Here is a 15,602-nt window from a genome sequence, read left to right as displayed (position 1 = left end):
ACGCTACGGCACAGCGCCGCTCAATGCAGATAACCCTGCAGCTTGGTTTCGATGTTGCGGGGATTTTCACCCTCCGCGATGGCGATGATCCCCTCGATGACCATTTCCCGGAACTGCGCCTCCTTCTGGACCAGACTCTTGAGCTTGTTGGCAATGGGCAGCAGGAACAGATTCGCCATCCCGACACCATAGATGGTCGCAACAAATGCGACCGCGATACCCTCGCCCAGCTTCGACGGGTCGGCAAGATTCTGCATGACATGGATCAGCCCCATCACCGCGCCGATGATACCGACGGTGGGACTGTAGCCGCCCATGGCCTCATATACCTTGGCTGCCTGCAGGCTGGTGTGCTCCTTGGCGCCGAGTTCCACCTCCAGGATTCCGCGGATCGCGTCCGGCTCGCTGCCATCCACCAGGAGCTGGAGTCCCTTGCGCGCGAAAAGATCCTCTTCGGTCTCCGCCATGCTCTCGAGACCCAGGAGGCCCTCCTTGCGGGCGATGTTGCTCCAGCCCACGATCTTCTCGATGGTGGCCTGGGGCGCTTGGCGCGGTGGCAGGAAGACCCATATCACCATCTTCAGGGCGCGCACGAAGGTCGGCAACGGCGTCTGCAACATGGCCGCCCCGGTGGTGCCGCCACCGACGACGATGAAGGCGGTGAGTTGGAGGAGCGAGGCGATATGCCCGCCCTCCATCAGATTCCCGCCCAGGATCGACCCCAGGGCCAATACAATGCCGATAATGGAGAGAAGATCCATCGCCTAGAACTGCCGGGCGAGACCCGCCCCGAGCTCGTCGAGACTCAGAATCCGGTCCGCGAGACCCGCGCTCGCCACTGCCTGAGGCATGCCATAGACCACGCAGCTTGCCTCGTCCTGGGCCCACACGGTGGATCCAGTCTCCTTCAGCAGCCGCGCACCTTCGCGCCCATCGGAACCCATGCCGGTGAGGATGATCGCCAGCACCCGGCCTGGATAGGCCCGCGCCAGCGACGCGAAGGAGACGTCCACCGATGGCCGGTACATGACATCCGGCCGGCTCTCAACCACCCGCACCCGCAGCCCGGTATCGTGACGCTCCACCAGCATCTGCCGCCCACCCGGGGCCAGGTACGCGGTACCACCCTCCACCGGATCCCCGTCCGCCGCCTCCTTCACGTGTATCTTGCAGAGCTGATCAAGGCGCTCGGCAAACGGCCCGGTGAAACTGGCGGGCATGTGCTGGACGAGAAACAACGGAATCGGGCAATCCCCGGGTAATGTCGGCAACAGGCGTTGCAGGGCGGCAGGACCCCCAGTGGAGGTACCGATCACCAGCACCTGGTAAACACCGGTACGCCGGGCCGGGGCCGGGACCGGCGCCACAACCCGCGCCAGCGGGGCCGGAACCGGTGCCGGCGGCGGCGTGACGGCGCGGGCACGCATCGGGTTCCGGCCCAAGGCGATGACCCGTGCCCGCAGCATCCGGTTGGCGTCCTCGCGGTTGCGCGCGATGTCCTCCAGGCGCTTGGGCAGGAAATCCAGGGCACCGGCATCCAGTGCGTCGAGGGTGGCCTTGGCACCTTCATAGGTCAGGGACGAAAACATCAGGATCGGCGTCGGCTGGGATGACATGATCCGGCGCACCGCGCTGATCCCGTCCATCACTGGCATCTCGATGTCCATGGTAATCACGTCCGGACGCAACTCGGTGACCTTCTGGATTGCGTCCTGCCCGTTGTGGGCGGTACCGACCACCTGGATATTCGGATCACCGCTCAAAATCTCGCATACCCGCCGGCGGAAGAACCCGGAATCGTCCACCACCAGGGCGCGCACGGGTGCGCGCGCCCGCGGCACCGAACCGGCGACCGTGGAATGCGGGTTGTCCGCCTTGATGCCGGTGTCGCTCATATCGCCGGGTTTCTCGTTCGTCATATCGTTAGCGGCGGCGGGCGTAGGCCTTTAGCAGGCTGGGCACGTCCAGGACCAGCGCGATCTTCCCATCGCCGGTGATGGTCGCGCCGGCGAGCCCGGGAACGCCCTGCACCAGGGCGCCCAAGGGCTTGATGACCACCTCTTCCTGACCCACCAGCCGATCTACCACGAAGCCGATGCGTTGATTCCCAACGTGCACCACGACCACTGCGTGTGCCTCCCGGCTGTCGCACGGCGCGCCCTCCCCCACCACCAGCCAGCGGCGCAGGAAAAACAGCGGGAGCGCCTTGTTCCGCACCATGATCACCTCTTGCCCGTCCACCACGTTGGTGCGCTTGGTATCCAGATCGAAGATCTCACTGACGCTCCCGAGGGGCAGGGCGAAGATCTGGTGCCCGAGCACAACCATAAGCGTGGGCAAAATCGCCAGGGTAAGGGGAACGCGGATATGCAGAGTGGTGCCGGCGCCTTTGGCTGAATCGATCGCGATGCTGCCATTGAGCTGCGCAATCCGGGTCTTGACCACGTCCATTCCGACCCCACGCCCTGAGATGTCGGAGATCTCTGCCTTGGTGGAGAATCCCGGTGCGAAGATCAGATTGAAGGCATCCTCGTCACTCAGCCGCACGGACGCCTCCTCATCCAACAGGCCTTTTTCCACCGCCTTGCGGCGTAGTTGGGCCGGATCCATGCCCGCGCCATCATCCTCGATGGTGAGCAGGATGTGGTCCCCCTCCTGGGCCGCGCTCAACACCACGGTCCCGACCCGCGGCTTGCCCGCGGCCTCACGCACTTCCGGAGATTCAATCCCGTGATCCACGGCGTTGCGCACCAAGTGCACCAGCGGGTCCGCCAAGGCCTCCACCAGATTCTTATCGAGATCCGTCTCCTCGCCCATCATTTCCAGCCGGACTTCCTTTTTCAGCGTACGCGCCAAGTCACGAACCACCCGTGGAAAACGCCCGAATACCTTCTTGACTGGTTGCATGCGGGTCTTCATGACTGCGGCCTGGAGATCCGAGGTTACCAAGCCGAGATTGGACACCGCTTTGGCCATCGCTCCGTCCGGGATGGTAGCCTTGAGGGTCTCGAGGCGATTGCGCACCAGCACCAGCTCGCCCACCAAATTCATGATGATGTCGAGACGGCGCGTATCCACCCGCACAGTGTTCTCGGAGTTCGCTGCGGCGGAAGCTCCCGCCGCGGGACCTCCGCTCTCAGCGCCCGGCGCCGCCGGGCCGGGCGCCGTCACAACGGGAGGCACGTCTACCGCGACCGGTACCGGCTCGGGGAGATCAACCGGGTCCACCATGCCCGGGGCGCCCCCTGCACCGTAAAGCTGGTCCAACAGAGAATCGAATTCGTGATCGGTGATCCCATCGTCGCCGGCACCCACAGCGGCGGGGATCTCCTGCGCGGTGCTGGCGGTGCTGGCACCGCTATCCGCATGAAGCTCATCCAGGAGCGCCTCGAACTCATCGTCGGTGATGGTATCGTCGCCAGCACCAGGCCCTCCGCCCGCGGGCTGTGCACCGCCCAAGGCGTCGCGGATCATCTCGAACTCCGCGTCCGGTGCGGACTCGGGAGCGGGCTTGGCCTTGGAGCTGGGCTTGGTCTTGGGCTTGGGGTCAGCTTTAGGAGCAGGCGTGGCTTTGGGGGCAGCCGGCGCAGGCGCGGCACTTGTCAACGCGACCAGCTCCTGCAGCAGGCCGGATCCCGCAGGCGTCAGTGACTGTCCCGCCCGCAGCTGCCGGAACATGGCGTTCACCACGTCGAGTACCCGGAGCACCGTATCCATCAGGGGCGCATCCACTGCGCGCTTGCCCTGCCGCAGCAGATTGAACACATCCTCGGCGCGGTGGCACACCTCCACCAGGGGGGTCAGGCTGAGAAAGCCGGCGCCGCCCTTGACGGTATGAAAGCCGCGGAATACGGCATTGAGCAGCTCGGTATCGTGCGGGCGCTGCTCCAGTTCCACGAGCTGCTCGCCGAGCTGCTCCAGGAGTTCACCCGCCTCAACCAAAAAATCCTGCAGGATGTCGTCGTCAGTATCCGGCATGCTGGTATCTCACCGCTCCGCGGATTGACGCGCTGCCGTGCGCGCCGCACGCCACGGGCGACTGCCGAGAGCGGCCGACACCAACGTGAGATGAGTGGAGGCCACCAGCCCGCATTCTCACCGTTCTCCCACCGTGGTCACCGATGTACGCGCCGCGACGATGTATTCACGACGGCGTCGACACCGCGCGCTCCGCCACAGCGACGCCCGCGCAATGAACACCGGTGCGAAAGCCCGGTTAGAATCCGAGGCTGGACAGCAGATCATCGACGTCGTCCTGCCCCGATACCACGCTGGAATCCTCCCGCCCGGGAATCACCGGACCGCCCTCGTACGCGGCCGCCGGCGCGTGCCCGTCGTGCCGATCGCCGGAAATGCGGATCAGATGCACCAAGTGGCTCTCCACCTCGTGAACCAACCCAATGACGCGCCGGATGATCTGCCCCGAAAGGTCCTGAAACTCCTGGGCCATCAGCACTTCGGTCAGGTCGGACCGGGTGTGTCCCATCTCCCGGCCGGTTCGATTCAGGAATTCCTGCAGATCCCCGGTAAGCGTCCGGACCTCCTCCGCACCCAGCTCCTGGCGCTGGAACCGTTCCCAACGCTCGCTGAAACCACAGGCCAGCTGCTCGAGCTCACTGACCACCGGGATGCGCCGTTCCACCGCAGTCAACGTCCGGTGCGCGGCCTGCTCGGTCATGGATATCACATAGTTGAGCCGGTCCTTGGCGTCAGGCATCTCATGCGTCGCGATAGCGGCCAGGCGCGCATCGGTCCGGAAGCTGTTCAACGACTCGTGCAACTGGCGAGTCAGCTTGCCCAATTCCTCGTACAGGGTATCGCCGCGCTGACGCGTCAGATCCTCGAGCAGGCCCGGGACCGCCAACTCGTCTCCGGTTTCCAGCCGTGTCACGAGTTCGCGGGCGGTATCGAGGAGGCGGTTGTTTTTCGAGGTACCCTTACTGGCCATCCCGGCTTTCCCCCGTCTACGCACCCGCTTGCAGGCGCTCGAAGACCTTGTCGATCTTTTCCTTGAGTGTGACGGCGTTGAAGGGTTTCACGATATACCCGTTCACGCCCGCACCAGCCGCTTCCACAATCTGGTCACGCTTCGCCTCTGCCGTGACCATCAGTACCGGGAGCTTCGCCAGCTTCGGGTCCCCACGCACGGCCTTGAGCAGGTCGAGGCCCGTCATACCGGGCATATTCCAGTCCGTAATCAGAAAATCGAACTTTCCGGACTGCAGGACCGGCAAGGCCGTCTTCCCGTCGTCCGCCTCAGTGGTATTGTCGAAGCCCAAGTCGCGCAGAAGGTTTTTGATGATCCTGCGCATCGTGGAAAAATCGTCCACAATGAGAATCTTCATGTCCTTATTCAACATGATCTCCACTCCGGACCGAGTCCGCCCCGTGCCGCTCCAACGCGCATCGCCGACCCCATGGCCACCGTGGCTACTGCTGATCGGAAAGCCAACTGCCCATCCGTCCGCGCAGCCGCAACAGTGCTTGGCCGTGGATCTGGCACACCCGCGATTCGCTGACACCCAGGACCTCACCGATCTCCCTCAGGTTGAGCTCCTCGTCGTAATAGAGCGCCATGACCAGCCGCTCGCGCTCCGGTAGCGTCGCGATGGATTCCGCCAGGGCGCGTTTGAAATCCTGCTGTTGCAAAAAATCCACCGGACTGGAACCGCCTTCGCCGATTCCGTCCTCCGGTTCGTCCCCCGCCCCCTCCAGGTCGTCAAAACTGAACAGCCGGCAACCGGTGGCATCCATCAGGATCTGGTGATATTCCTGCAAGGAGATGTCCATGGCCTCGGCAACCTCCTTGTCACGGGCGTCCCGGCCATTGGTGTTCTCTATCTTCCGGACCACTTCCGCCACCATGCGCGCCTTGCGGTGGACGGAACGCGGTGTCCAGTCGGTCTTGCGGATCTCGTCCAGCATGGAACCTCGGATCCGGATCCCGGCGTAAGTCTCAAAGCTCGCCCCCTGGGAGGGATCATAATTCCGGGCAGCCTCCAGCAGCCCGATCATGCCTGCCTGGATCAGGTCCTCGGCCTGAACACTGGGCGGCAGCCGGCTGATTAGGTGATAGGCGATCCGCTTGACCAGCGGTGCGTACCGGTTGACCAGCCCCTCCTGTGCGTTGTCCGTTGTAGTCGCGTACATGGCAAGTCCGTTCATGGCAGCAGCTCCCTGTCGTTGCAGCCGGAACGGATCAGACGCTCGACGAAGAATTCCAGATGTCCGCCTGCGACCGTCGGTACCGGCCATTTATCGGCCTTTTGTGCCAAATTCTTGAATGCCTGGGCAGCACGGCTGCGGGGGTAGGCATCGACCACCGCGCGTTGCTTCTGGACCGCCCGGCGCAGGAATTCGTCGTGGGGCACCGCCCCCATGAAGTCCAGCGTGACATCCAGAAAGCGGTTGGTAACCCGGGAGATCTTGGTAAACAGATCGCGGCCCTCCTGCACGCTGCGGACCATATTGGCCAACACGTGAAACCGCGGGATCCCGTACTCCCGGCTGAGCAGCTTAATCAGGGCGTAGGCATCGGTAATCGAGGCGGGCTCGTCGCATACTACGACGATCACCTCCTGGGCTGCCCGGGTAAAACTGACCACGCTCTCGGCGATCCCGGCCGCGGTATCGATCAGGAGCACATCGAGGCTGTAGCTCAATTCGCTGAAGGCGTGGATGAGTCCGGCGTGTTGGACCTGGCTCAACTCGGTCATGTACTTCACCCCCGAGGTCGCAGGGATGATGCGAATGCCCGCCGGCCCCCGCACGATGACCTCCTCAAGGGTCCGGTGTCCCTCCAGCACGTGGGACAAATTGCAGGTGGGCTGTAAACCGAGGAGCACGTCCACGTTGGCCAGTCCCAGATCGGCATCCAGCAACATCACCTCGCGCCCGGCGTTGCTCATCGCGACCGCCAGATTGACCGATACATTGGTCTTCCCGACCCCGCCCTTGCCGCTGGTCACCGCCACTACCTGCACCGGTCGCGGGACGTTCATACGCCGCAGGCCCGCCGCTTGGTCCACCTTCACCTCAGACGTGAGCATTCGCTGCCATCCCCTCCGTCGCGTAGACCAAATCCTGTGGTTCCACTTGTGGTGCCGCGTTCTCCATGAGTTTCGCGCACCGCGCCACCAGTACTGCCGCCCGCGCCGGGTGAAGATCTTCGGGGACCCGCTGACCGTCTCCGACATAGGCCAGAGGCAAGCGGTGCTGAACCGCAGCGGACAGGGCGTCCCCGAGACTGGTGGTCTCGTCGACCTTGGTAAGGATTCCGCCGGTCAGCGGGACCCCGCGGAACGCACGCACCACCTCGTCCAGGACCGCTCGCTGAGCCGTCGCCGACAGCACCAGATAGGTCTGAATCCGCGGGTCACCGCCGTGCAGGGTAGTAAACTGCTCCGAGAGCCGGACATCCCGCTGGCTCATGCCCGCAGTGTCAACCAGCACCAAGCGTCGGTCGCGCAATTCGTCCAGGATCCCGTGCAATTCGTTCTCGTCGGCGGCGGCGTACACCGGTGCCCCGAGGATCCGGCCGTAGGCGCGCAACTGCTCCTGGGCGCCGATCCGGTAGCTGTCGGTGGTGACCAGGGCCACGTGCCGCTGGCCGTGACGCAATACGAAGTGGGCGGCCAGCTTGGCCACCATGGTGGTCTTACCCACTCCCGTGGGCCCCACCAGGGCAATCGTCCCGCCCTTCGTCAAAATATCGTCACCCAAAACGGGTACCCGCCGGCACAACACCTCCAGGGCATGTCGCCAGGCGTGTCTGAAGTCCATCCCCTCAGCCACCTCTCGGGCCAGATCCTGGGCCAGGGCCGGGCCGAAACCCAACTCCCCGAGCCGCTTGAGCAGACGGGCCCGAACCGGCTGGCGGCGGGCCAATTCGCCCCAAGCGAGACTCGAAAGCTGGTCCTCCAGCAAATCCCGTAGGAACCGCAGCTCCCGCTGCATTTCCACCAGGGTGGGTTCCTGGGACCAGATGTTGGTCGCCGGGCTGGTGGCGTGCGCTCGCTCACCGGGCGCATCCTGCCCTGGCTCCGCTTTCGATCCCGCACCATACCCAGCGTCCCCTGCGGGCTCTCCGTCGGTCGGAAGCCCTCCCCCCATGGACCTTGCAACGGTTTGATCTAAAAGTGTTTCGTCGTAGTCCACGGCCGCGATGACCTCCACACCCCCCTTTACTTGACGGTTGGAGAGGATCACCGCCTCCGGGCCTTGCTCATCGCGGACCTGGCGGATGGCTTGGCGCATGTCCGCTGCAAAATAGCGTTTGATCTTCATCCGGGAGACCTCATCTTCGCGACCCGCACCACAGCCGCCAGGGATCCGATCCGCTTTTGGCGACGTACCGCCGGGGCGGTCCCGGGCCTGGGATCCAAGCCCATATCCCGCTTCATCATGTCTGTCCCACCGTTGCCAATACCCGGATCTGCTTGGTGTCCGGGATCTCGTTGTACGCCAGCACGTTCAACCCCGGGATGGTGTGCCGCACCCAGCGCGCCAGCCAGGGCCGCAGTTGGGGCGGAACCAACAACACCGCCGGCTGCCCGCCAACCTCCTGGCGCTGAGCCGCCTGGGCCAGGGAACCGTGCAACCGTTCCGCGAGCCCCGGCTCCACTCCGCCACCGTCGCCGCTGGCTTGCAGGGACTGGTGCAATATCTGTTCCAGAGCTGGATCCAGGGTGATCACCGGTAACTCAGAGTTCATACCGTTGATATGTTGAACAATTTGCCGCCCCAAGGCGGCACGCACCGCAGTGGTCAACATGCCGGGGTCTTGACTCTGAGCGGCATGGGCCGCCAGGGTCTCGGCTATGGTCCGCATGTCGCGGATCGGGATCCGTTCTGCCAACAGGTTCTGCAGGACCTTCAGCACCACGCCCAGAGACAAGGTCTTGGGCACCAGGTTCTCCACCAGCTTGGGTTGTGCCTTGGCCAGCAGCTCCAGAAGTTGCTGTACTTCTTCATGTCCCAGCAGTTCGTGGGCGTGATCTTGGATCATCTGACTGAGGTGGGTGGCCACCACCGTACTGGCGTCCACTACGGTGTAGCCCATGGCCTGGGCCTCGTCCCGCTGCCGCGCTTCGATCCACACTGCTGCCAGCCCGAAAGCCGGGTCCTTTGTCGGGGTCCCTTGAAGGGTCCCGAATACTTGTCCGGGGTTGATGGCCAGCTCCCGGTCCGGGAACAGGTCCGCCTGTCCTACCGGGACCCCCAGAAGGCTGATGCGATAGGCGTTGGGCGGCAGATCCAGATCATCCCGGATATGCACCGGCTGAATCAGGAAGCCAAGTTCCTGGGACAGTTTCTTGCGCACGCCCTTGATGCGCGCCATGAGCTGCCCACCCTGGTTCTTGTCCACCAGGGGAATGAGCCGGTAACCCACTTCGAGTCCGATCAGGTCCACCGGCTGCACGTCGTCCCAACTCAGGTCCCGCGGCTCGGTGCGAGTCTCTACCGGTGCCGGCGCTGCCGCCGCGGCTGCCGCCACCCGCGCGCGGGTCTGGATCAAGTAGGCCCCTCCCCCCAACAGCGCCGCGAGGGTGAGGAAGGCCAGGTTGGGCATTCCCGGAATGAGTCCGAGCATGCCGATGACGCCCGAGGTCACCGCCAGCGCCCGCGGATTACCGAACAGCTGCGCCATGACCTGGGCGCTCATATCCTGAGGCGACGAGACCCGCGTGACGATGATCGCCGCCGCTGTGGACAGCAGCAGCGCCGGGATCTGGGCCACCAAGCCATCACCGATGGTGAGCAGGGTGTAGGTCTGCAAGGCCTCGCGCAGGGGCATGTGGTGTTGCAACACGCCCACCGCCAGGCCGCCCAGGATATTGATAAATAGAATCAGGATGCCCGCAACCGCGTCGCCGCGTACGAACTTGCTGGAGCCATCCATGGAACCGTAGAACTCCGCCTCACGCCCAATCTCGGAGCGGCGTTCGCGCGCCTCCTCGTGGGTGATGATGCCAGCGTTCAGATCCGCGTCGATGGCCATCTGCTTGCCGGGCATGGCATCCAGGGTAAAGCGGGCGGTGACCTCCGATACCCGGGTGGCGCCCTTGGTCACCACGACGAAGTTGATGATGACCAGGATCACGAACACCACCAGCCCAACGGCATAGTTGCCGCCGATGACGAATTCCCCGAACGCCTGAATGACATGGCCGGCGGCGCCCGGACCTGCGTGCCCGTGCAGCAGCACTACCCGGGTCGACGCGATGTTGAGCGCCAGGCGCAGCAAGGTGCCGATCAGCAGCACCGACGGAAAGATGGAGAAGTCCAGGGGCCGCCGGCTGTAGATCACCACCAGCAGGATGACCAGCGAGAGCGAGATATTGAACGTGAACAGCAGATCCAGGGCGATGGGCGGCAGCGGCAAGACCACCATCGCCAGCAGCAGGACCAGGAGGATCGGCGCCCCCAGCCCGCTGCGACCCAAATCCCGGATGGTTCCGAACATCGTCGCCTGATTGATCATGGTCTCACTCGCGGTTGCATTGGGCCATCATGGGAACGGCGGGCGCCGCTAGGCACCTGGCACCAGATCGTCGGGCACGGGAAGATCGCCCGGCGGCTCAGGCGCGCTGGAACCCGACTCCCGCGCCTGCTTGAGGTGGTAGACGTAGGCGAGGATCTGCGCCACGGCAACATACAGCACCGCCGGGACCTCCTGATCCAGCTTGGTACTGTGGTACAGGGCCCGCGCCAGGGGCGGGGCGCTGAACAACTCGACGCCATGCGCCTTGGCAATGGTGCGGATCTTCAGTGCGATGAGATCGGCGCCCTTTGCCACCACCCGCGGCGCCTTCATCCGGTCCTGTTCGTAGCGCAACGCCACTGCGTAGTGCGTTGGATTGGTCACCACGACGTCTGCCTTGGGAACCGCCTCCATCATCCGCCGCTGCGCGATCTCCCTGCGCATGCGGCGGATCCGGCCCCGCACCTCGGGACTGCCCTCGGTCTCCTTGAACTCGTCCTTTATCTCCTGGCGGGTCATCTTCAGCTGACGGCGGTGGTTCCAGATCTGGAACGGCACGTCGACACCGGCGATCAAGCCCAGGGCGACGCTGAGGACCAGCATCGAGATTCCAATCAGATGCCCCCCATGGACGGCGGCCACCTCCAGGGGTTCATAGGCCAACCCCAGGATCTGATCAGAGAAGTGCCATAGCATCGCGACCGCTACAGAGCCAACCACGACCACCTTGGCAATGGATTTCACCAGCTCCACTAGCCCCTGGGTCGAGAAGAGTTTTCCCAAGCCCTTGACGGGATTGAGCTTGTTCAGATCAAACATCAGGGTTTCGCCGCTGAACGTCCAGCCCCCCAGGGCCAGCGGCCCGAGGAGCGCGGCCACCACGGTCAACAGCAGGAATGGGGCCAACAGCAGCAGCATCACCCGGAGGTCCGCGACCATGGCCGACAGCAGGGCGGCACTGGAGAAAAGATCCGCGCGCGGGATGCTGAGACCACGGCGGAACAGCATCGTAAGCTCGTCGAACATGCGCGGCCCGAGCACCAGCAGGGCAAGGGACGCAGTCAACAACAGGATCGTGGTGTTCAAGTCCCTGGAGCGCGGTACCTGCCCCTTCTCGCGCGCATCCTGCAGACGCTTTCCGGTAGCCTGTTCGGTTCGTTCCTGCTGTTCGGATTCCGCCATTGTTTAGGGTCCCGTTCCGAGCAGTCCGTTCAGAAAACTGAATCCCAGGCTCACCATCCGTCCGAATTCCTCCCCCACCATCGGAAGAGTGACCAGGACCAGCACGAATCCCACCAGGATGGTGACCGGAAATCCGACCGCGAAGATGTTCATCTGGGGCGCGGCTCGCGTCACCATGCCAAATGCCAGATTGACCAGGATCAGAGATACCACCGCCGGCAATGCCACCACCACCGAGCCTGCAAACATCTGGCTGGCCCAGCCCACCAATTGCCAGAGTGCGTTGCGGTCCAATCCCAAGGGCCCCACTGGAAGGCGATGGAAACTGGCCGCAAGCACCTGGATCAGGAGCAGATGGCCGTTCAGTGCCAGAAACAGAAGCGTGGCGGTGATGGAGTAGAACTGGCTAAGGACCGGCACTTGGACTCCATCCAAGGGGTTAACGATCGCCGCGAACCCAAGGCCCATTCCTACCGACATGCTCTGGCCTGCGATAACGAGCACGCCGAACACCATCTGAAACACGAATCCCATCGCGACACCGATCAACAGTTGCTGCACTGTGATCAGCAGGCCCTGCGCTGAGAGCGGATCCACCGCTGGTGCCGGTGCAAGCCCGGGAACGATCACCCAGGTCAGCGCCAGCGCCAGGATGATGCGCACCTGCGCCGGGACCATCCGGCCTGCAAAGATCGGCGCCACGGACAACATCGCCCCGATGCGAATGAACGGCCACATGACACTGCCCACCCAACTCGTGACCTCGGCGGTGGTGAACGTGATCATCGCTGCTCAGGTCTCCAGCCCAAGGACCCGGGAGGGGAGGCGAGGCCGACTCGCGCCGTCGTGGTGCATGGCTACGGGCAACCCGCCCTAGGAACCGATGATGGTCGGGATGCTTTGGATCATATGGTGCGTGAAATCAACAATCACCCCCAGCATCCAATGGCCCGCCACCGTCAAGGTAACTACTACCGCAATCAACTTCGGAATGAAGGTGAGCGTCATTTCGTTGATCTGAGTCGCGGCCTGGAATACCGCCACTAGGAGACCGACCGCCAGCGCCGACAACAGCAGGGGTGCCGACAGCAGGATCGTGACCTGCATGGCCTGCTCGACTACATTGAGTATGGCGTCGCTATTCATACCCACCGGGTCTCCTGTGTGCGGCACTCCGGACGCCATCGCCCAGCCGAGTCCGCTCGGTTACATGTAGAAACTCGAAGCCAAGGTCCCCATGATCAAGGACCAACCTCCGACCAGCACAAACAACAGGATCTTGAACGGGAGTGAAATCAGCATCGGCGAGAGCATGATCATGCCCATGGACATCAGCAGACTCGCCACTACGATGTCGATCACCAAGAACGGGATGAAGAGCAGGAAGCCGATTTGAAAGGCCGTCTTCAGTTCACTGGTTACGAACGCGGGAACCAGTACCGAGAACGGCACTTGATCCACGGAGTCCACGGGTCCGTGCCCTGAAATACGCATGAACATGGTCAGGTCTTCGGTGCGAGTCTGGTGCAACATGAACCCGCGCAACGGCTTGGCGGCACGCTGCACCGCCTCCTGGACTGGAATCTTGTCGCCGAGGTAGGGCTGCACGGCCCCGTCATAGATCTGACTGAACACCGGCGCCATGATGAAAAACGTCAGAAACAACGCAAGTCCGATCAGGATCTGATTCGAGGGCGTCTGCATGGTGCCCAAGGCTTGACGCAGCAAGGACAACACGATGATGATGCGGGTGAACGACGTCATCATCAGCAGCCCTGCCGGCAACAGCGTAAGCGCCGTCATCAGCGCCAGCACCTGCAGACTCAAGGAATAGCTCTCCGTGCCTTTCGGGCCCGCCTGGACCGTGAATGCCGCGATGCCCGGTTGGGCCACGGCCACGCCAACAGGCGCAAGAACCAGTAACACCAACAACACCGCGGGCAGATACCGCCTCATGGGTGCCTCCTCGATCGGATCGCGGCGGCCAGCCGCTCGGAAAAGCGGCTGTCTCCGGGTTCCGGGGTGGTGTCCGCGTCAATCGGATGCTCCAGTACATGCAGGGTCTGGATACGGCCCGGGGCCACGCCCACCAGCACCTGTTCGGACCCGACCTGGACCAGAACAATACGTTCCCGGGTACCCATGGACAGTCCCCCGAGTATGCGCAGCGCGCCGCTGATGCCGCGGGGCACTCCGGCCAGCCGGCGGTAGGCCCAGGCGCTCAGCACAATCAACGCGAGGACTGCGAGCAGCCCCACGGATAAATGAAGCAAGGCGCTGAAACCAAGGGACGTGGATTCCGGGCCCGGCTTCTGAGCCGCACCCGCCGCCCACCCGGCGCAGGCGTGGCCGAATCCAAGCGCGGCGACGAGACCACGCGCCAAGCGGCCACCTCCCAATCGCCGGCCCGGCTGCTGGCAGCACGCTCGCGTCCACTGGTTACGGAAATGTGTTTCCATGGGAACGGTTTGCGCCTAGCGGAGCTTCTTGATGCGTTCAGCCGGGCTGATGACATCGGTCAGCCGGATGCCAAACTTGTCGTTCACCACCACCACCTCACCGTGCGCGATCAGGGTGCCGTTGACCAGGACGTCCATCGGCTCGCCCGCGAGCCGATCCAACTCCACCACAGAGCCCTGGTTCAGCTGCAGGAGATTCCGGATGTTGACCTTGGTACGCCCGATCTCCATGGCAATGGTGACGGGAATATCCAACACCACGTCCAGATTTCCCTCGCCATGGTGCGACGCCGAGGAATCCGACTTCAATTCCTCGAACTCGGCACGCTCGGCGCCCGCCCCATGGCCCGGGGCCACTCCGGCCGCCTGCTCCTCCAGCGCCGACGCCCAGTCCCCGGAATCTTCCGACGCACTATCGGCCCCGGCAATAACAGCAGTATCAGGTGTGTCAGTGGTTTCGTTCATGGCGTTTCCCCACTCGGGTTCAGCTGTGAATCTACGATCTGCGGGCAATTCTCTCGACTAACTTGATCGCGTTGTGGCCTTGAGAAATACCGAACCTCCCGCGGAATAGTGGTATATCGTCGGACGTGATGGTCACCAACTCGGGCAGATCCACCGGGATGACGTCCCCTGGGCTCATGTGCAGCAGGTCGCGGACCATGACCTCGGTCTCCACGAGATTGCTGGAGATCTCCAACGACGCCGTCTTCACCTCCTCGCGCATCGCCGTAAGCCAGCGCTCGTCCAGTTCGCCACGGTCGCTCTGAACTCCAGCGTCCAACAGCTCGCGTATCGGCTCGATCATGGCGTAGGGCATGGCCACATGGAGATCCCCTCCACCCCCGTCCAGCTCCACATGGAAGGAATTTACGACCACCACCTCCGTGGGGCTTACGATATTGGCGAACTGCGGGTTGACCTCCGAGCTCAGGTATTCGAAGTCGATGGGAAGCACTGCCGCCCACGCCTGCTTGAGATCCTTGAACGACTGGTCGAGGATCATTCGGATCACGCGCCGCTCCGTTGGGGTGAACTCCCGGCCCTCGATCTTGGTCGGGAAGCGCCCATCTCCGCCAAAGAAATTGTCAACGATGATAAACACCAGTTTCGGATCCAACACGACCAGTGCGGTACCGTGCAGGGGCTTGATGCGTACCAGGTTCAGGCTCGTCGGCACATAGAGGCTATGCACGTACTCCGCGAACTTGAGCATCTGAACGCCATTCACCGATATCTCTCCGGAGCGGCGCAACAGGTTGAACAGACTGATACGAAAATAGCGCGCGAAACGCTCGTTGATCATCTCCAGGGTTGGGAGCCGGCCGCGCACGATGCGGTCCTGACTGGTAAAATCGTAGGATCGGGCCTCGCCGGGCGGTGCAGCGTCATCACCATCGGTATCGACATCACCGCTGGACACACCGTGCAGCAGGGCATCGATTTCTTCCTGGGAAAGCAGTTCGTTGCCGGCCATG

Annotated in this window: 16 protein-coding genes; all 16 read right to left on the bottom strand. The window is 63.4% G+C overall.

Going from position 1 to position 15,602, the window contains the following annotated elements; all coding sequences use genetic code 11:
* Positions 1-20: 20 nt before the first annotated feature.
* The 16 genes from motC to B7Z66_05375 all read right to left on the bottom strand — a co-directional run bounded on the left by motC (position 21) and on the right by B7Z66_05375 (position 15,601).
* On the bottom strand, positions 21-761 hold the full coding sequence (motC, locus tag B7Z66_05450; GenBank protein OYV77286.1) for a flagellar motor protein: 741 nt from the start codon (positions 759-761) through the stop codon (positions 21-23).
* Positions 762-764: 3 nt separating this feature from the next.
* Complete coding sequence (locus tag B7Z66_05445) at positions 765-1,895, bottom strand: chemotaxis response regulator protein-glutamate methylesterase (protein OYV77328.1); 1,131 nt, start codon at positions 1,893-1,895, stop codon at positions 765-767.
* A 28-nt stretch (positions 1,896-1,923) separates the two neighbouring features.
* Positions 1,924-3,978, bottom strand: a complete 2,055-nt coding sequence (locus tag B7Z66_05440) for a chemotaxis protein CheA (protein ID OYV77285.1) — start codon at positions 3,976-3,978, stop codon at positions 1,924-1,926.
* Between the two features lie 238 nt (positions 3,979-4,216).
* Positions 4,217-4,948, bottom strand: coding sequence for a hypothetical protein (locus B7Z66_05435; protein ID OYV77284.1), 732 nt, complete (start codon positions 4,946-4,948; stop codon positions 4,217-4,219).
* Positions 4,949-4,964: 16 nt separating this feature from the next.
* On the bottom strand, positions 4,965-5,345 hold the full coding sequence (locus B7Z66_05430; protein ID OYV77327.1) for a response regulator: 381 nt from the start codon (positions 5,343-5,345) through the stop codon (positions 4,965-4,967).
* 85 nt (positions 5,346-5,430) lie between these two features.
* Positions 5,431-6,165, bottom strand: coding sequence for an RNA polymerase sigma factor FliA (gene fliA / locus B7Z66_05425; protein ID OYV77283.1), 735 nt, complete (start codon positions 6,163-6,165; stop codon positions 5,431-5,433).
* Positions 6,162-7,049: a cobyrinic acid a,c-diamide synthase gene (locus B7Z66_05420; protein ID OYV77282.1), complete on the bottom strand. Its 888-nt coding sequence runs from the start codon at positions 7,047-7,049 to the stop codon at positions 6,162-6,164. The genes fliA and B7Z66_05420 overlap by 4 nt, the downstream gene beginning before the upstream one ends.
* On the bottom strand, positions 7,036-8,286 hold the full coding sequence (locus B7Z66_05415; GenBank protein ID OYV77281.1) for a flagellar biosynthesis protein FlhF: 1,251 nt from the start codon (positions 8,284-8,286) through the stop codon (positions 7,036-7,038). Before B7Z66_05415 ends, B7Z66_05420 begins: the two co-directional genes overlap by 14 nt.
* Positions 8,287-8,401: 115 nt before the next feature.
* On the bottom strand, positions 8,402-10,465 hold the full coding sequence (locus B7Z66_05410) for a flagellar biosynthesis protein FlhA (protein OYV77326.1): 2,064 nt from the start codon (positions 10,463-10,465) through the stop codon (positions 8,402-8,404).
* Positions 10,466-10,531: 66 nt separating this feature from the next.
* Entirely contained in the window at positions 10,532-11,665 is a 1,134-nt protein-coding gene (locus B7Z66_05405; GenBank protein OYV77280.1) for a flagellar biosynthesis protein FlhB, read from the bottom strand.
* 3 nt (positions 11,666-11,668) lie between these two features.
* Positions 11,669-12,451 (bottom strand): flagellar biosynthetic protein FliR, encoded by a 783-nt coding sequence (locus B7Z66_05400; GenBank protein OYV77279.1) that lies wholly within the window; start codon positions 12,449-12,451, stop codon positions 11,669-11,671.
* Positions 12,452-12,538: 87 nt separating this feature from the next.
* Positions 12,539-12,811 (bottom strand): flagellar biosynthetic protein FliQ, encoded by a 273-nt coding sequence (locus tag B7Z66_05395; protein ID OYV77278.1) that lies wholly within the window; start codon positions 12,809-12,811, stop codon positions 12,539-12,541.
* Positions 12,812-12,871: 60 nt separating this feature from the next.
* Entirely contained in the window at positions 12,872-13,621 is a 750-nt protein-coding gene (locus B7Z66_05390) for a flagellar biosynthetic protein FliP (protein OYV77277.1), read from the bottom strand.
* Positions 13,618-14,124: a flagellar biosynthetic protein FliO gene (locus B7Z66_05385; protein OYV77276.1), complete on the bottom strand. Its 507-nt coding sequence runs from the start codon at positions 14,122-14,124 to the stop codon at positions 13,618-13,620. Before B7Z66_05385 ends, B7Z66_05390 begins: the two co-directional genes overlap by 4 nt.
* Positions 14,125-14,139: 15 nt before the next feature.
* Positions 14,140-14,589 carry a flagellar motor switch protein FliN gene (locus B7Z66_05380; protein ID OYV77275.1) on the bottom strand — a complete coding sequence of 150 codons (450 nt, stop codon included), beginning with the start codon at positions 14,587-14,589 and terminating at the stop codon, positions 14,140-14,142.
* Positions 14,590-14,620: 31 nt separating this feature from the next.
* Positions 14,621-15,601: a flagellar motor switch protein FliM gene (locus B7Z66_05375; protein ID OYV77274.1), complete on the bottom strand. Its 981-nt coding sequence runs from the start codon at positions 15,599-15,601 to the stop codon at positions 14,621-14,623.
* Position 15,602 lies beyond the last annotated feature (1 nt).

It is taken from the genome of Chromatiales bacterium 21-64-14 (assembly GCA_002255365.1).
Lineage (GTDB): Bacteria > Pseudomonadota > Gammaproteobacteria > 21-64-14 > 21-64-14 > 21-64-14.
Note: the sequence above shows the minus strand (reverse complement) of the source record. Positions and strands in the feature narration are given on the sequence as shown.